This window comes from Thalassobius sp. Cn5-15, from assembly GCF_022347685.1.
Taxonomy (GTDB): Bacteria; Pseudomonadota; Alphaproteobacteria; order Rhodobacterales; family Rhodobacteraceae; genus Thalassobius.
In genome coordinates, this window is record NZ_JAKRGF010000003.1 from 320673 (window position 1) to 336494 (window position 15822).

Genomic DNA, 15822 nt, shown 5'->3' on the forward strand with positions numbered 1-15822 from the left:
CTGTGATGCCACTGCGGCATGACAGAACACACCGCTCCCAAACCCGCGCCAAAACCGGCATCGGCCAATTTCATCGGCGCCCTGTGGATGGTGCTGGCTATGATCCTTTTTGCCATTGAGGACGCGCTGCTGAAACACGCCGCAGGTTCACTGCCTATCGGGCAGGCGATGATCTGTTTCGGCCTTGGCGGTGCGGTGCTGTTTGCGGGTCATCTGCTGATCACTGGCGAACGCCTCTATCATCGTGACGTGCTGTCCCGCCCGATGCAGCTGCGCGTGGTGTTTGAGGTGTTTGGCCGGCTGTTTTACGTGCTGGCAATTGCACTGGCGCCTTTGTCGTCGGCCACCGTCATCCTTCAGGCCACGCCATTGGTGGTTGTGGGTGCGGCGGCACTGTTGTTCGGTGAACGGGTCGGTTGGCGGCGATGGCTGGCGATCTTGATCGGCCTGAGCGGCGTTTTGATAATCCTGCGCCCCACTGGCGACAGCTTCACCATGTTGTCGGTGCTGGCAGTTCTGGGCATGCTGGGTTTCGCGGGCCGCGATCTGGCCAGCCGCATGGCGCCTGCGACACTCAACACATCAATACTGGGATTATACGGATTTCTGTCGCTTGCCCTCTCTGGGCTACTCTACCAGATCTGGGAAGGTCAGGCGTTGATACGCCCCGCAGCCAGCGACTTTCCGGTGCTGGCCTGCATCGTGCTGGTCGGGGTCTGTGCCTATAGTTCCCTGATGAAGGCGATGCGCACCGGCGAAGTATCAGCCGTCACCCCGTTCCGCTATTCGCGCCTGTTGTTTGGCGTTGGCATCGGGGTGGTATTTTTCGATGAGGGCTTTGATCATTACATGGCGATCGGCAGCGGTCTGATCGTCCTGTCTGGGCTTTTCATCCTGTGGCGCGGCAAACGCAGCTAGCCTACTTACGCCAGCGCGTGGGCACGATAATCAGCGCCCCGATAGAGGCAAGGATCGCGTCCACACCCGGCGGGCCGAAGCTGATGCCGAACATGATCCGCACAAAGTAGAACAAAAACGCACCGCCCACGCAGATGATAATTGAGGGCAGGATACCATTGTGGGTGAAACCGGTTTTCTCGACCAGATAGCCAAGGATACCCGCGATCACGACGGTGCCAATCAAGGTTGGAAACATCTCGCGCCCTCCGGTTACAGTTCTGTGCCCTTGGGCAGCGGCAGGCCGCGTAGGAACACCTCGGCATCTTGGGCCGCTTTACCTGCACGTTGCAAGCGCAACAGCTGCACCGCGCCCTCGCCACAGGCTACAGTCAGCGCATCATCCAGCACGCGGCCCGCCGCGCCGCTCCCATCTGCCAGACGGGAGGCCAGCAACTTGATCCGCTGTCCGTCATACTCCACAAAAGCCCCGGGGAAGGGTGACAATCCGCGGATTTTACGATCCACCTCTGCAGCAGGGGCGGACCAATCAATTGCCGCCTCGGCCTTGTCGATTTTGCTGGCGTAGGTGACGCCCTCCTCCGGCTGCACCTCGGGCGTCAAATCAAACAGGCGAGACAGGGCCTCAACAATCAAGATGGAGCCCATGGCAGACAAACGGTCGTGCAGCTCTGCAGTGGTTTCTTCAGCCTCAATCGCTGTGGCCTCACGCAGCAACACAGGACCAGTGTCGAGCCCCGCCTCCATCTGCATGATGCAGATGCCGGTTTCGGCATCCCCTGACATGATCGCACGGTGGATCGGCGCAGCACCGCGCCAGCGCGGCAGGAGGGAAGCATGGATGTTCAGACAGCCCTGTGCAGGTGCATCAAGAACGGCCTGCGGCAACAACAGACCATAAGCAACAACGACCGCCACATCGGCGTTGAGGGCGGCAAACTCCGCCTGCTCCTCAGGCCCCTTCAAGGATGCGGGATGGCGGACTTCCAACCCTAACTCCAATGCGCGGGCGTGAACGGGGGTCGGTCGTTCCTTCTTGCCGCGCCCCGCCTGACGCGGGGGTTGGCAGTAGACGGCGGCAATGTCATGGCCCGCCTCGACCAGCGCATCCAGAACCGGAACCGAAAACTCTGGCGTTCCCATAAAAACTACACGCATCTTACATGTCCTTTTTGCTGTCTGATCACTGATTAGAACCACAGGGACAATTCCCTATTTTCCCGATGGGTTTCTATTTCACAAACCCTTAGCGCGATTTACGCGCCTTGCGGATCAACATGTCGCGTTTGGTTTTGCTAAGATGGTCGAAATACATCTTGCCATTAATGTGGTCGATCTGATGCTGCACAGAGGTCGCCCAAAGGCCGACAAAATCGCGCTCTTCTATCACGCCCTGTTCATTCATGAACCGAACTGTCACCGCGCGGGGACGCGAAATTTTAGCCGAAACACCGACCAGGTTTGGGCTTGCCTCATCATGTTCTCTTGGCTGGACGGAAGCATGCAGGATCTCTGGATTCGCCATACGAACAGGCTGGTTGCCCTCCTCGGTCGCGTCCACCACGATAAGGCGCAGCATTTCGCCGATCTGGTTCGCCCCCATGCCGACGCCGGGCATCGCATACATGGTGTCAATCAGATCGTCCCAGACCTGATGCACATGATCGGTGATCTCAGTCACAGGTTCAGCCGCGGTGCGCAGGCGTTTGTCGGGCCAGGGGATACATTTGCGCACAGTCATTGACGCGACTCCTTATATGCAGCTGCCAGCCGCGTGCGGTCATCGGGCGACAGGTGATCAAAGATCACCTTGCCGTTCAGGTGGTCCAGCTCATGCTGGGCGCATTTTGCTTCAAACCCCGCCATCTCACGGATGTGGCACTGACCGTCGAGGTCGAGCCATGTCATCACAACCGTGGCAGGGCGGGAAATGTCCATCGGCACATCGGGGATCGACAGACAGCCCTCAATACCGCCCGCCATCTCGTCAGAGGCAGAGACGATTTCAGGATTGATCAGAACCTGCGGCGCGCGCGTGCCCTCTTTCCAGTCGCAATCCATAACAAAGATCCGCTGCATCACCCCCACCTGCGGGCCCGCCAGCCCACGGCCCGGCGCGGCATACATCGTGTCCAGCATATCAGCAGCAAGACCGCGCAGATCTGCGCCCGCAGGCACCGGATCACACTTCTGCTGCAAGCGCGAATCTGGCCAGTGCAGAACCTCTAGCACCGCCATAATCAGCCGCGCGCCAGTTCGCGTTTCAACTTCTGCATCTTGCGGGTGATCATCTGCCGCTTCAGCGGTTTCAGATAGTCAATGAACAGCTTGCCATCGAGGTGATCAATTTCGTGCTGCACACAGGTCGCCCAAAGATCGCGGAAAGTCTCTTCTTGCTCTGCACCGTTGCGGTCTATCCAGCGCACGGTAACCTCAGCAGGGCGGATCACCTCTGCAAACTGATCTGGGATCGACAGGCAACCTTCGTCATAAGACGACATATCATCCGAGTGCGCGACAACCTCAGGATTGAACATCACCAGCGGCTGATCGGCCTCTTCCTGCGCGGTGCAATCCAGCGTAATGACCCGCTGCAGCACGCCGATCTGCGGCGCGGCCAGACCAATGCCCGGCGCGTCATACATGGTTTCCAACATATCATCCGCCAGCACGCGCAACTCATCACTCAAATCCGCAACAGGATCACAGAGCTTTTTCAGGCGCGGGTCGGGGTGGATCAGGATCTTGCGTTTCATGGGGTGGATGTAGGCCAAGGCGGGCTGCGGCGCAATGGGGACAGTATGCCCCAACAGCGCGTTTCCCCGTGTTTTTACGGAGAATACCGCCTCGCCTGTGCGGCCAATGCCAGTTCTGACGCCAGCTGTGCACCAATCCACAGGAAACCAGAGTGTACGGCCTTGTTTCCGCCCCCCGCTTGCCCCTAGGCTCCGCCCTCAGAACAGCTGCCGGACACACCGCAGCGCCAGACGATCCAAGAGGGACATCCATGAGCTTTGACGACATCCACAACCGCGTTGGCACCCATTCGCTGAAATGGGACATCATGGAGAGCCTCTACGGCGTCTCGCCCGAGGATGGGCTGTCCATGTGGGTCGCAGATATGGATTTCAAAGCGGCCGAACCGATCCAGAACGCACTACAGTCCATGCTGGATCATGGCATCCTTGGCTACTATGGCAACGATACCAGCTACCGTGCGGCGATCTGCTGGTGGATGGAAAACCGCCACGGCTGGACGGTTGATCCGGCCGCGATCTTCACCACCCACGGTCTGGTGAACGGCACAGGGGTCTGCGTTGATGCCTTTACCCAAGAAGGCGACGGAGTGGTGCTGATGACACCCGTTTATCACGCCTTTGCCCGCGTCATCACCGCCGCTGGCCGCCGCGTGGTGGAATGCGATCTGCGCAATGACAATGGCCGCTATGAAATGGATTTCGACGCCTGGGATCAGCAAATGGATGGGTCGGAAAAGATGCTGATCCTGTGTTCGCCGCACAATCCCGGCGGCCGTGTTTGGACCCGTACAGAACTGGCAGGCGTGTTGGCCTTTGCAAAGCGCCATGACCTTATTCTGGTGTCAGATGAGATCCACCATGATCTGGTCTTCCCCGGCACAACACATATCCCGATGGCCAATATCGACGGGGCTGAGGAACGGTTGGTGATGATGACATCTCCCTCCAAAACCTTCAACATTGCAGGCACCCACTGCGGTCAAGTGATCATCCCCGACACCACCCTCCGCGCCCAGTTTGGCGCACGCATGGCCGCACTGGGCCTGTCCCCCAACGCCTTCGGCCTGCACGCAACAGAGGCCGCCTATTCTCCCGAGGGCGCCAAATGGGCCGATGCAGTGCTGAACTATATCGACGGCAACCGCAAACTGTTCGACGAAGGAATCAACGCCATCCCCGGCCTCACCTCAATGCCGATGGAGGCCACCTATCTGGCCTGGGTCGATTTTTCCGGCACGGGTATGTCGATGCAGGATTTCACCAAACGCGTGGAGAAAGACGCCAAGATCGCCGTGAACCACGGCCCGAGCTTCGGCTCTGGCGGGGACAACTTCCTGCGCTTCAACCTCGCCACCCCCCGCGCCCATGTGGAGGAAGCGGTGAAGCGGATGCAGGCCGCCTTTGGCGATCTGCAGTGATATGACAGTTGGGCGCCCTGCCGATCGCGGGGCGTCTACCCACCGCGGTGCAATTGGCGGAAAGCACGCGGTGACAGGTCTGTGTTCGCCTCAAAACTGCGGGTGAAGGCACTGCGGGAGGCAAAACCGACCATCTCCGCAATTCGTTTCACAGGCAGATCGGTATCCCGCAACAATGCCGCCGCTTGCCGCATCCGCAACGCCCGCAACAGATCCATCGGACCAGACCCGTAGGCTTCGGTAAAGCGTTTGGCAAAGGCGGAGCGGCTCATGAACACGCTTTCGGCCAGACTTTCGACTGAATGGTTCGCGCCCGGCTCATCCAGCATCGCCCGCAACGCGTTCCAAAGCATGGGATCCGCCAACGCTGCCATCCATTCCAACTGTCGTCCTGTCGCCAGTCGTTTACGCAGCATCTCGATTACACATTGGGTGAGAAGCGCGCGGATCATCGCGCGGCTCCCCATCTTGGGATTTGAAATCTCACACAACAAGCCTTGCAACGCACCCTGCATGGCGCTGGTTTCACCGATCCGTTCCACCAGTGGTTCACGGATCAAATCGATCACATCACTGACCCCGCGCAGGCCAACGCGGATGCGGCCACACAGCGCGGTCATCTGATCGCCCCCCGTAGGCCCCTCCCCCGCCATCAGACGCGCCAGATGCAACTGAGCAGGTTGGCATTCCGGCACCGGATCGCGAGAGGTGCCATAGCTGCGCAGACTGTGATGTAGCAAAGCCGGGATCAACACCAGCGAACCGCGCGCGACCCGCAACGGGGGTTGGTTGGCGAAAGCGATTTCTCCCTCCCCTGAGAGAATATAGTGCAGCGTGGCCGACGCATCCTGCGACAGACCAATGTTGCATTGCCCCTTAAGTTCGCACAGGGCGAAGGGGTCAGTGGTAATTTCCAGATCATTGAACAGATTATCATAACGCATATCGGCTCTTAGCACTTGCTGGACGATCGGGCACGTTTTTATGGCCAAGGGCACACCATACGGACGAAAAGGCACATCGATTTCCGTACCCCTATGCACACTGCAACTCATTGGAGGAATGACTGATGTGCAATTGCCATGATCACGACCCGCAAAAAGCCAATCAACCGGCGCACGGTATGACACGCCGCGCCGCCCTGCGCGGGGGCTTTGCCGCCACAACCGCTGCAGCCGCCGCGACCTTTGCTGGCGCACAAGGTGCCGCAGCAATGGACAAAAGCCCGTATGCCGAGCCGGCAGAACCCGCCCTGCCCCCGTCGGATATGAAGCTGGACCTCAGCCGCGCCGCGCTGGTGGTGATCGATCCGCAGATCGACTTCCTTCATCCCAAAGGCGTAACCTGGGGCGTCATCGGCCCGAGCGTCGAAGAGCACAACACCGTGCAAAACATCGAAACCCTGTTCAAATCGGCCAAGCAGCACGACATCACCACCGCCGTGTCGCCGCACTACTACTACCCCACCGACCATTCGTGGAAGTTTGAGGGTGCGCTGGAAAAGCTGATGCACAAAATCGGTATGTTCAACCGCGCAGGCCCATTGGATCTGGACGGGTTCGAAGGCTCCGGCGCCGACTGGATGCCGCAGTACAAACAGTACATCGAGGATGGGAAAACCATCGTCACTTCGCCGCACAAGGTTTACGGTAACGACACCAACGACCTTAGTCTGCAGCTGCGCAAACGCGGTGTGGATCAGGTGATTCTGGCAGGCATGTCGGCAAACCTCTGTGTTGAATCGCACATGCGTGAATTGCTGGAAGACGGCTTTGAGGTTGCCGTGGTCAAAGACGCCACCGCCGCCGCAAAAGTGCCCGAAGGTGACGGCTACCTCGCCGCGCTGATCAACTTCCGGTACATGGCCAACGCGGTCTGGACCACTGAAGAAGCGGTTGCGCAGATCACCGCTGCTGCCTGATCAAAGAACGCATAATCCCTTCCCGTGGCGGCGCACATTCCACCGCCGCGGGGCTCAGGGTGTCGTTCTGACCCGGTCGCAAGCGGCCACTGTGAACCTGTCTCCCCAGACATTCCGCCAGAACGACAAAGCGGGCCCTCGGGCCCGCTTTTCATTGGATAAATGTTCAATCAAACGTCTCAGATACGTCGCTCCTCGATCAAGCCGCTGACTTCCACCGCATCCAGCACAAAATCGGCGGGCTGTTTACCGGTGATCGCCGTCAAGCGCTTGAACTCATAACACATCTGCCCCGCCTCTTCGGCGCTAGCCAGAATCAGACACTGATACAGGTGTTCGCCCCGGTCATAGAGATCCACAAACCCACGCAGATGCGGCGCGGCCTCTGCGTCCAGTGCAAACCCGGTGTCCCAGAACCGCAGCACACGATAGGTCTGACCGTCTGCCTCAACCAGCATTTTGCTTTTGCGCGACTGGTCCTTTTTGCGCGCGGCATCCAGACCAGCCTGAACCTCTTTGGGTACAAATGTTGTCATGTCGCGTTCTCCTCTATCGTCAAAGTGACGCGATCTAACCGGTTCGGTCAAGCAAAGGTTTCACGACACCGCCGCTTGACCAGCGAGTGTTTACAGATAGTTACTGATCGATCGGCTCTTCCAGCACGGCGCCTTCAACGGGGCGCAGCACGTGCGGCATGGTCGGATCGTAAAGCGCGGAATCTTTGAAATCGCGCACATTGCCCAATGCCGGACCCACCAGAATCAGCGCGGTACGAGTGATTTTTTCCTCGCGTACTTTCTTGCGAATATCGCTCAGCGTGCCTTTGATGAACATCTCATCCGGCCAGCCGACGCGGTAACCGACCACAACAGGACAATCCTCACCGTAGTATGGCACCAGCTGACGCTCGATTTCACGCAGGTTGCGGATACCAAGGTGGATCGCCAGCGTCGCGCCAGTGCGGGCGAAATTTTCCAGCGTCTCGCCTTCGGGCATCGAGGTGGATTTCATCGACACACGAGTCAGAATGATCGACTGCGCCACCTCGGGGATGGTTAGCTCTTGGCCCAGTGCAGCGGCCATCGCGGCGTAGGCTGGCACCCCCGGGATCACCTCATAGGCAATGCCATCCGCCTTCAGACGACGGATCTGTTCGGCAATAGCGCCATAAAGCGACGGATCGCCCGAATGTACCCGCGCCACATCTTCGCCGCGTTCATGCGCCGCCAAGATTTCAGCATGGGTATCGTCCAGCGTCATTGGTGCGGTGTCCAGCACCCGTGCGCCTTCGGGCGCACAGGCCACCACCTCTGGCGGCACCAGTGAGCCTGCATAGAGACACACAGGACATTCACCGATCACCCGTTCGGCCTTTTTGGTCAACAGTTCAGGGTCCCCCGGACCCGCCCCGATAAAGTATACGGTCATGCGCCGCGCCCCTCTTTCAATGTGCCAAAAATACTCATTTTGCTGCCTTGCCAGACAGATCGCCGTCAATCTTGCGCGCATAGCCACGCGGCGTGAACATACGAGGGCCTTCACCCAGCTCTGCCAAACGCGAGTTGCTGGAGCCGATCAGAACCACGGTCAGCATATCAACCTCATCCACCTCCAGCTGATCCAGACGGCGGTAGCGCACATATTCCTCTGGCCGACCCAGCGACGATGCCAGCATCACCGGCGTATCCGCCGGACGGTGCTGCAGCAGGATATCGCGTGCCTCTGCCAGCAGGGTCCGGCGGGTTTTCGAGACAGGATTGTAGAAAGCAATCACGAAATCGCCCTCGGCAGCGGCTTTCAGACGGCGCAGAATATCATCGCGCGGGGTCAGCAGATCTGACAGCGAAATGGTGCAGAAATCGTGGCCCAAAGGCGCCCCTGCGCGGGCCGCAGCGCCCTGCAACGCAGACACACCCGGCGAACATACAACCTCAACCCGATGCGCGGCATCGGATACGCCGTGCTCATCCGGCCCGCGGTCCAACAGTTCAAAGACCAGCGCGCCCATCGCGTAGATGCCCGCGTCGCCGGAACAGACCAGCGCCACGTTCTTACCCTTCGCCGCCTGTTCCAGCGCGTAGCGGCAACGTGCCTCTTCCCCACCCAACGGGAAATCAGAACGCTCTTTGCCAGCGGCAAGCGGCCCTAGCAGATCAATGTAGAGGCCATAGCCCACCAACTCTTCCGCCTCAGACACCAGACGCGACACCTCGGGCGTGCGCCATGCGGATTGGCCAGGGCCGATGCCGACAACCGACAGCCGACCACGTGAACGGCCCGCGATTTCCAACACCGGTGTGTCAGCCATCGCCAGCGCGGCGGTGCCCATTGCAGTTTTCCGCTTCGGCTCTATCAGGGTCACGGCAGCGCCACCCGCAGCCAGTGCTGCATTTTCCGCCACACCGTGGGTGCCAATTTCAGCGAAGACAACGTCAGACGAGGTCGCACAGCGCGGGGTTTCCGCGTCCAGTTCAGCCGCGGTGAACAGGCGCAGCGGCACGTTAAACTTCACTGCCAGTGCGTTCATTGCAGGTTCATCCGCCTTCAGGTCCGCCGTGGCAATTGCCGCCAGTGCGCCGCTTGCAACACCTGCATCAGACAGCAGTTCAGCCACCAGACCGTCCAGCTCTTCGGTCGGACAGTTGCGCGAGCATCCCACGCCCAGAACGACACGCTGCGGGTGGAAGACCAGCGTGGTCTCATCCGTTACCTCAACAGGGGCAACAGTCGCGTGAATGGTCACACCGTCGCCCTTTGGCAGGCCGGACAACCAATCAGCCGCCTCTGCCGCCTCACCCACAACGGATGCGCCTGCACCAGAGAGCAGAGCGGCCATTGCCGCCTTGGCATTATCCGGGTTCGCCAGGACCCAGCCGTGAGGTGGTTCATCCAGTGCTACGCCCATTGCCACGTCGCCTGCGGTTGTGACAGCTGCGGTGGCATTCAGCGCCTCAGCGATCTGGCCAGCCAGACGGTTTGCACCGCGATGGCCACCCAGCAGAGGTACCACAACGGCCCCATCGTCAGAGACAGACACAACCGGCGGCTCAGCACGTTTATCGCTTAGCATCGGAGCAACAGCGCGGACCAGAATGCCCGAGGCGCAGACGCCCACGACCGGCACGCCAGCGGTGAACAGATCACGCGCGTGATCCAGCGCATTGGGGAAGAAGGCATCTGCCTCAGCCACGCGCCCCTCACGGCCATGCAGGTCAGCACCCAGCAGATCGGCCACCTTGCGCGCCACCACTTCGCCCGAGGCGCTGAGAGCCAGTACAACCGGCTTTACGTTTTCATTTCCGGCAGTTGCAGTCACAGCCATGGGTCGCCCCCTTTTACGAGTAGAATCATAGAGAAATACGGCGCTTTTTCCGGCGCCTCGCTCAGCGGGCAAACCACCTCTTCGGGCAGGCTTGCACGCTCGATATACTTGGCCTTGTCGGTCAGGCCGAGATCGGCAATCACCGTGCGGATCTTGCCTAAATGCCGACCCACCTTCATGATCGCCACACTTTCCGCGCCTTCGATGCGCGCGCGCAGCTCCGCCTCGGGCAAGGGGCCCGGCAGTACGGTCAGCCGTTCATTGCGCGCCACCAGCGGCACACCCGCACGCGCCGCGCAAGTGGTGATGGACGTGACGCCTGGCACCACCTCTACCTCAAACCGTTCAGACAGGCGGGCAAAGAGGTACATGAACGACCCATAGAAAAACGGATCCCCTTCACAGAGGCAGATGACGTCCTGACCGGCGGCCAGCGCCTCGGCGATTTCAGCAGCGCCTTGATCATAAGCAGCCTGTGCAGGACCGCGTTCCACGGTCATTGGCACATCCATCACAATCTCACGCGCGCCATCCGGGATCACGTCTGCCGCGATGGCGCGGGCGAAACTATCGCCGCCGGCCAATGCTGGATAGGCTACGACCTCAGCACCTGAAATCAGGCGATGGGCACGCAAGGTCATCAGGTCGGGATCCCCCGGCCCCAAACCAACGCCGTAAAGTTTGCCGCGAGCTGTTGCAGTCATCTTTTGATCAAGCTCCACTGGGTGACGGTGCGCAGAGGTTTCCAGCCGCTCAAGGGACCGATCGCCTCGGCCCGCTCGACCGAGATTTTGACCAGTTCACCGCCAAATTTCTTCTGGAGGGACACAAGGGTCGCCTCACTTTCAATTGTGACCGCATTGGCAACCAAGCGGCCGAGGGGGCGCAGCGCAGCCCATGCATGCTCAAAGGTTGCATGGCTGAGGCCGCCACCGATAAACACCGCATCCGGCGCGGGCAAACCGACCAGCGCATCGGGCACCTTGCCCTCCACCAGCTGCAGTTTCGGCACGCCCAGCGCCAGCGCGTTTGCCGCCGCCAGTGCGCGGCGATCCGCACGTGGTTCGATCCCGATAGCGCGGGCGTACGAGGCAGAGCGCATCCATTCAACCGCCACCGATCCGCAACCAGTGCCAATGTCCCACAACAGAGCCCCGCGCATTGGCATCAGTTTTGCCAATGTGGCGGCGCGCACCTCTTGTTTGGTCATGGTGCCGTCGTTTTGGAACAATTCATCCGCCAGCCCCGGAACCCGTGGCAACAAAGCCGCATCCGGCGCAGCGATGCATTCGACAGCCAGTGTGTTAAAAGGGGGCACCTCATGATCCCACGCCTCTGCCACGCCATCAAACCGCGCCTCATCCGCGCCGCCCATGTTGGACAACACCGTCATCCGCGATTTGCCAAAACCGCGATCCGTCAGAAAGGCCGCGATCTTCGCCGGTGTTTCTGATCCTGTGGTCAGGATCAACAAGCGTGCAGATGGCTGGATGAAGGCAATCATCTGCTCTACTGGCCGACCATGCACCGTCAAGGTTTCCAGATCCGCCATCGACCAGCCCAGCCGCGCAGCGGCCAGTTGAAACGCCCCTACCTGCGGGTGATAAACCAGTTCGGCCGGATCCATCTGGCGACCAATGCTGGCGCCAACTGAAAACCATAGGGGATCACCGGTGGCCAGAACCACCACACGCTTGCCCTTCAGCCCCTTCAGCATGCCAATGAGTGCATTGAAGGGTGATGGCCATGCCAACCGCTTAGCAGTCACATCGGCGGAGAGTTTATGGTGGCGCTCACCGCCCACGATCACCTCTGCCGCCTCCACAACTGCGCGGGTGGCGGGCATCAGCCCGTCAACGCCATCCTCGCCAATGCCGACGATATGCAGCCAGGGATCAACCTTGGTCGCTGTCATCAGGCCTTCTCCTCAGGCAGACCAGCAGCCAATGCGTTTACGGCGGCCGAGGCAATGGCCGATCCACCGCGGCGGCCCCGCAGAGCGACGAAATCGCAACCACGTGGATGAGCGGCCAGTTCAGCTTTGCTCTCTGCCGCGCCGACGAAGCCGACGGGGAAGCCAAGGATCGCCGCCGGTTTCGGGGCGCCCTGGTCTAAGAGTTCCAACAGATGGAACAGCGCGGTCGGGGCGTTGCCGATGGCGACGACAGCACCATCCAAATGATCAGCCCACAGCTCTACCGCTGCGGCGGAACGGGTATTGCCGATCTCTGCCGCCAAGGGCGGGGTGCGGGGATCATTGAGGGTGACAATCACCTCATTCTCCGCAGGGAGGTAGCGCCGGATGATGCCCGCGCCGACCATTTCGCAATCACACAGAATCGGCTTACCCGCCTGCAACGCTGCGTTACCTGCCGCATAGACGTCAGGGGAAAAGGCCAGACGGTCGGCAACCTCAACCATGCCGCAGGCGTGGATCAGCCGGATCGCAAGGCGTTGCATACCTGCGTCAAACCGATCCAGTTTCGCCTCGCGGCGCACGGTGGCGAAGCTTTCGGCGTAGATGGCCGAGGGGTCTTTTTCATAGGGTCGCATCAAGGCAGCCTCTGTACGAATGGCCGCCGAAGGATACCTCCGGCGGGGAGTATGCTCAGGAACGTTGAAAGGCCGTTAGCCTTTACGGCGAGCGCTTTCAGGGCCAAGCGGGTGTTTGGCGTGCGGATATTCAGCATGCACGTGGTCGTGATCATGGTGGTGATGGTGGCCGTGGTCATGGGAGTGGTCATGGCTGTGCCCGTGGTGGTGGTGACCATGCGCGTGGTCATGGTGGTGATGCCCCATATCCAGGCGGCATTCGCCAGTACAGAACAGATCACACATCTTACAATCCGATACGTTCGATCCGGGCGCAGAGGCACCTTGGCCTTCGACGTGGTGGTGGTGGCTTTCCTGTATGGAACCAACCTCCGCCTCAAAACCAAGAACCTGCACGCGGTATTTACACATCACACATGTCGGCGGCGGGACCGAGGCGAGAGCAGGATGCGCAGTGCCTTCGGCAGCCTTAGCGCGGTCTTCGGCAGAGATGACAATCTTGCCATCCTCCATCGCCAGTTCCTGCGTGCGGAACAGACAGGTGCCACAGTTCGGCGGCGGCACAGCGCCCGCCTGTTCGATGATCCGTTCGGCAAAGGTCGCCAGCACCTGTTCGTGATCGTTCAGGTAGCCTGCCTTCACGAACTGGATTTCGGGGTGATCCACGGCAACCTTATCGGTGAAGCCATAGATCCGGTCGATCAGGATGCCCGTGAACAGGAAGTAGGGGAACACGATGACCCGTTTATAGCCTAGCTTGCTGGTGTGACGCAGGCAGGGTTCCACGAGCGGGAAGGTGACGCCGGAATAGCCGACCTCCAACCAGCCAAAGCCCATGCCCTCTTGCAAGAGGCGGGCGATTTTCGACACGTTGGCGTTTGCATCAGGGTCTGAGGCCCCGCGCCCGATCACCACCAGACAGGTGTCATGCAGCGCGACCTCACCATGTTCGGCGTTAGCCTGTTCCACCGCTGCCTGAATGCGGGCACCGGCGGCGGCGACCATTTTGGGATCAACACCCAATTCGCGGCCATAGGACACCTCGATGCCATGTTTCTTGGCGTAGGTATTCAGAACAGTGGGAATATCGTTCTTCGAGTGCATCGCCGCAAACAGCATGCCCGGCACCGCCAGAATACGATCGCAACCTGCCTCACGCAGTTTGTCCAGACCGTCGCGAATTACCGGATTGGCGAATTCCAGATAGCCGTATTCTACCAGCCAATCCTGCGGCAGCAGGGCGGGCAGTTTGTCGGCAAGGACGGAAAATTCATCTACTGCAGCTTGGCTGCGCGACCCGTGGCCGCAGATCATTACACCAGTTTTGCTCATGACTTTAGGCTTCCTGCAATTCTTCGTCGTGGGTCGCGTCGTGGTCCGAGGCGGCGTTCGCAGCCTCCGTGTCTGTCTTACTGCCCTTCAGGCCCGCAATCAGGGCAATAAGCCCCGCCGCGCCCAAAGCGCCCAGCGCGATCCAGTGATCATGGCCCGCCGCATCACCCAAATGGCCGATGTGCGCCTGCGCTGCTGTTGCCCAAAACAGGGCTGCAATTGAATAGATGGCTTTCATGCCGTTTCCCCAGTTCAACCTCACTTTGCAGAGAGAATGCCCGGGTTCGGGCATCTGACGACGTTTGTTCCTGATCCCCGATGTGGGTCGACCGTACAAACACACCTCTCCGGCCCCCATCTGTCGGGGACTCGTCTGTGCGTTGTTATAAAGGCCACGCATCCCTGCCGCAATGCGGTTCGCGGCACAGATCACCCCAAAGCCGACGTCAAAGTGACACTCTGCGACCTTATCGGCGAAATTCGTATGCACCCGTATCCGCTATCTGCACCGTAGCCTGTGCACAGATGCAGGAGACTTGCGCCCGCAGACGCGTACCCTGCCCGCCGTCATGACGTTAGGATCATGACAACTTACATGAAAAGGACTTCACCATGGGCAAGCTGATCGACGGTGTCTGGCATGACGTCTGGTATGACACTAAATCCTCAGACGGAGCGTTCAAACGGTCAGAGGCCGCGTTCCGAAATTGGATCACCGCTGATGGTTCCGCGGGCCCTTCGGGCGACGGTGGGTTCAAGGCCGAAAGTGGACGCTACCACCTCTATGTCTCTTACGCCTGCCCTTGGGCGCACCGCGCGCTGATCTTTCGCGCTCTGAAAGGATTGAGTGCTCACATCACCGTATCCGCCGTGCACCCCGATATGCTGTCGGACGGCTGGAACTTTGGCACCGATTTTGACGGGGCAACGGGTGACACCCTTTATGGGCTGCCATTCATGCGGGATGTCTACCTGAAGGCGCTGCCTCATATGTCCGGTCGCGTTACCGTGCCAGTTCTGTGGGACAAACAGCGCGAAACCATCGTGTCGAACGAAAGCTCTGAGATTATCCGAATGCTGAACAGCGCCTTTGACAGCATCACCGGCAATATGGACGACTACTGGCCCGCCGATCAGCGCGCTATGATCGAAGAGGTGAACGCGCGAATCTACGACACGCTGAACAATGGTGTTTACAAAGCGGGCTTCGCCACCACGCAAGCGGCCTACAACGCCGCAGTCGAGCCGCTGTTTGACACGCTGAATTGGCTGGAAGAGCGCCTCAGCACCTCGCGCTACCTTATAGGCGACAGGCAGACAGAAGCTGACTGGCGTCTGTTCACTACGCTGATACGATTTGATCCAGTCTATCACCTGCATTTCAAATGCAACCGCGCGCGGATCGTCGATTACCCCAACCTCTGGGCCTATACCCGTGACCTCTATCAGACTGCGGGCGTGTCGGAGACGGTGAAAATGGATCACATCGTGCGCCACTATCACTACAGCCACGATAGCATCAATCCGCACCGCATCCTGCCGATCAACCCTGTTTTGGACTATATGGCACCACACGGACGTGACCGGATGACGTGATTG

18 protein-coding genes are annotated in these 15822 nt (G+C 59.8%); 4 read left to right on the forward strand and 14 right to left on the reverse strand.

What is annotated here, in order from left to right:
- Positions 1-18 precede the first annotated feature (18 nt).
- Positions 19-918 carry a DMT family transporter gene (locus MHM86_RS09730; protein ID WP_239198487.1) on the forward strand — a complete coding sequence of 300 codons (900 nt, stop codon included), beginning with the start codon at positions 19-21 and terminating at the stop codon, positions 916-918.
- Between the two features lies 1 nt (position 919).
- Here the strand turns inward: MHM86_RS09730 and MHM86_RS09735 are convergent, their stop codons facing one another.
- The 5 genes from MHM86_RS09735 to def (MHM86_RS09755) form a co-directional block, all read right to left on the reverse strand.
- Positions 920-1156 (reverse strand): hypothetical protein, encoded by a 237-nt coding sequence (locus MHM86_RS09735; RefSeq protein ID WP_058317047.1) that lies wholly within the window; start codon positions 1154-1156, stop codon positions 920-922.
- Positions 1157-1170: 14 nt separating this feature from the next.
- Entirely contained in the window at positions 1171-2076 is a 906-nt protein-coding gene (gene fmt / locus MHM86_RS09740; protein ID WP_239198490.1) for a methionyl-tRNA formyltransferase, read from the reverse strand.
- Between the two features lie 88 nt (positions 2077-2164).
- Entirely contained in the window at positions 2165-2659 is a 495-nt protein-coding gene (gene def / locus MHM86_RS09745) for a peptide deformylase (protein ID WP_239198493.1), read from the reverse strand.
- On the reverse strand, positions 2656-3156 hold the full coding sequence (def, locus tag MHM86_RS09750; RefSeq protein ID WP_239198496.1) for a peptide deformylase: 501 nt from the start codon (positions 3154-3156) through the stop codon (positions 2656-2658). The genes def (MHM86_RS09745) and def (MHM86_RS09750) overlap by 4 nt, the downstream gene beginning before the upstream one ends.
- A gap of 2 nt (positions 3157-3158) precedes the next feature.
- The gene (def, locus tag MHM86_RS09755) at positions 3159-3674 is read right to left on the reverse strand and encodes a peptide deformylase (RefSeq protein WP_239198669.1); all 516 of its coding nucleotides are present in this window, start codon (positions 3672-3674) and stop codon (positions 3159-3161) included.
- Positions 3675-3925: 251 nt separating this feature from the next.
- Between def (MHM86_RS09755) and MHM86_RS09760 the strand changes: the two genes are divergently transcribed.
- Complete coding sequence (locus MHM86_RS09760; RefSeq protein WP_239198499.1) at positions 3926-5095, forward strand: MalY/PatB family protein; 1170 nt, start codon at positions 3926-3928, stop codon at positions 5093-5095.
- Between the two features lie 35 nt (positions 5096-5130).
- Here the strand turns inward: MHM86_RS09760 and MHM86_RS09765 are convergent, their stop codons facing one another.
- Positions 5131-6039 carry an AraC family transcriptional regulator gene (locus tag MHM86_RS09765; RefSeq protein ID WP_239198502.1) on the reverse strand — a complete coding sequence of 303 codons (909 nt, stop codon included), beginning with the start codon at positions 6037-6039 and terminating at the stop codon, positions 5131-5133.
- A 125-nt stretch (positions 6040-6164) separates the two neighbouring features.
- Here MHM86_RS09765 and MHM86_RS09770 point away from each other — a divergent pair, with 125 nt between their 5' ends.
- Positions 6165-7016: a cysteine hydrolase gene (locus MHM86_RS09770; protein WP_239198505.1), complete on the forward strand. Its 852-nt coding sequence runs from the start codon at positions 6165-6167 to the stop codon at positions 7014-7016.
- A gap of 179 nt (positions 7017-7195) precedes the next feature.
- On the opposite strand, the gene MHM86_RS09775 is transcribed toward MHM86_RS09770, so the two are convergent.
- The 8 genes from MHM86_RS09775 to MHM86_RS09810 all read right to left on the reverse strand — a co-directional run bounded on the left by MHM86_RS09775 (position 7196) and on the right by MHM86_RS09810 (position 14461).
- The gene (locus MHM86_RS09775) at positions 7196-7552 is read right to left on the reverse strand and encodes a hypothetical protein (protein WP_239198508.1); all 357 of its coding nucleotides are present in this window, start codon (positions 7550-7552) and stop codon (positions 7196-7198) included.
- 100 nt (positions 7553-7652) lie between these two features.
- Positions 7653-8444, reverse strand: a complete 792-nt coding sequence (gene cobM / locus MHM86_RS09780; protein WP_239198511.1) for a precorrin-4 C(11)-methyltransferase — start codon at positions 8442-8444, stop codon at positions 7653-7655.
- Between the two features lie 34 nt (positions 8445-8478).
- Entirely contained in the window at positions 8479-10338 is a 1860-nt protein-coding gene (gene cobJ, locus MHM86_RS09785; RefSeq protein ID WP_239198514.1) for a precorrin-3B C(17)-methyltransferase, read from the reverse strand.
- Positions 10329-11042 (reverse strand): precorrin-2 C(20)-methyltransferase, encoded by a 714-nt coding sequence (cobI, locus tag MHM86_RS09790; RefSeq protein ID WP_239198517.1) that lies wholly within the window; start codon positions 11040-11042, stop codon positions 10329-10331. The genes cobJ and cobI overlap by 10 nt, the downstream gene beginning before the upstream one ends.
- The gene (cbiE, locus tag MHM86_RS09795) at positions 11039-12253 is read right to left on the reverse strand and encodes a precorrin-6y C5,15-methyltransferase (decarboxylating) subunit CbiE (protein ID WP_239198520.1); all 1215 of its coding nucleotides are present in this window, start codon (positions 12251-12253) and stop codon (positions 11039-11041) included. The genes cobI and cbiE overlap by 4 nt, the downstream gene beginning before the upstream one ends.
- Positions 12253-12891, reverse strand: coding sequence for a precorrin-8X methylmutase (locus MHM86_RS09800; protein WP_239198523.1), 639 nt, complete (start codon positions 12889-12891; stop codon positions 12253-12255). Before MHM86_RS09800 ends, cbiE begins: the two co-directional genes overlap by 1 nt.
- Positions 12892-12966: 75 nt before the next feature.
- Entirely contained in the window at positions 12967-14223 is a 1257-nt protein-coding gene (locus MHM86_RS09805; RefSeq protein ID WP_239198526.1) for a sirohydrochlorin chelatase, read from the reverse strand.
- Positions 14224-14227: 4 nt separating this feature from the next.
- Positions 14228-14461, reverse strand: coding sequence for a DUF6732 family protein (locus MHM86_RS09810; protein ID WP_239198529.1), 234 nt, complete (start codon positions 14459-14461; stop codon positions 14228-14230).
- A gap of 374 nt (positions 14462-14835) precedes the next feature.
- On the opposite strand from MHM86_RS09810, the gene MHM86_RS09815 reads away from it, so the two are divergent.
- Entirely contained in the window at positions 14836-15819 is a 984-nt protein-coding gene (locus MHM86_RS09815; protein WP_239198532.1) for a glutathione S-transferase family protein, read from the forward strand.
- The last annotated feature ends 3 nt before the right edge of the window (positions 15820-15822 follow it).

Bases quoted from the DNA above. Each gene is read 5' to 3' on its own strand.
- fmt (WP_239198490.1), bottom strand. From the start codon at position 2,076: ATGCGTGTAGTTTTTATGGGAACGCCAGAGTTTTCGGTTCCGGTTCTG.
- MHM86_RS09765 (WP_239198502.1), bottom strand. From the start codon at position 6,039: ATGCGTTATGATAATCTGTTCAATGATCTGGAAATTACCACTGACCCC.
- MHM86_RS09775 (WP_239198508.1), bottom strand. From the start codon at position 7,552: ATGACAACATTTGTACCCAAAGAGGTTCAGGCTGGTCTGGATGCCGCG.
- cobJ (WP_239198514.1), bottom strand. From the start codon at position 10,338: ATGGCTGTGACTGCAACTGCCGGAAATGAAAACGTAAAGCCGGTTGTA.
- MHM86_RS09770 (WP_239198505.1), top strand. From the start codon at position 6,165: ATGTGCAATTGCCATGATCACGACCCGCAAAAAGCCAATCAACCGGCG.
- MHM86_RS09730 (WP_239198487.1), top strand. From the start codon at position 19: ATGACAGAACACACCGCTCCCAAACCCGCGCCAAAACCGGCATCGGCC.
- MHM86_RS09810 (WP_239198529.1), bottom strand. From the start codon at position 14,461: ATGAAAGCCATCTATTCAATTGCAGCCCTGTTTTGGGCAACAGCAGCG.
- cobM (WP_239198511.1), bottom strand. From the start codon at position 8,444: ATGACCGTATACTTTATCGGGGCGGGTCCGGGGGACCCTGAACTGTTG.
- cbiE (WP_239198520.1), bottom strand. From the start codon at position 12,253: ATGACAGCGACCAAGGTTGATCCCTGGCTGCATATCGTCGGCATTGGC.
- cobI (WP_239198517.1), bottom strand. From the start codon at position 11,042: ATGACTGCAACAGCTCGCGGCAAACTTTACGGCGTTGGTTTGGGGCCG.
- MHM86_RS09760 (WP_239198499.1), top strand. From the start codon at position 3,926: ATGAGCTTTGACGACATCCACAACCGCGTTGGCACCCATTCGCTGAAA.
- def (WP_239198496.1), bottom strand. From the start codon at position 3,156: ATGGCGGTGCTAGAGGTTCTGCACTGGCCAGATTCGCGCTTGCAGCAG.
- MHM86_RS09805 (WP_239198526.1), bottom strand. From the start codon at position 14,223: ATGAGCAAAACTGGTGTAATGATCTGCGGCCACGGGTCGCGCAGCCAA.
- def (WP_239198493.1), bottom strand. From the start codon at position 2,659: ATGACTGTGCGCAAATGTATCCCCTGGCCCGACAAACGCCTGCGCACC.
- MHM86_RS09800 (WP_239198523.1), bottom strand. From the start codon at position 12,891: ATGCGACCCTATGAAAAAGACCCCTCGGCCATCTACGCCGAAAGCTTC.
- MHM86_RS09735 (WP_058317047.1), bottom strand. From the start codon at position 1,156: ATGTTTCCAACCTTGATTGGCACCGTCGTGATCGCGGGTATCCTTGGC.
- def (WP_239198669.1), bottom strand. From the start codon at position 3,674: ATGAAACGCAAGATCCTGATCCACCCCGACCCGCGCCTGAAAAAGCTC.
- MHM86_RS09815 (WP_239198532.1), top strand. From the start codon at position 14,836: ATGGGCAAGCTGATCGACGGTGTCTGGCATGACGTCTGGTATGACACT.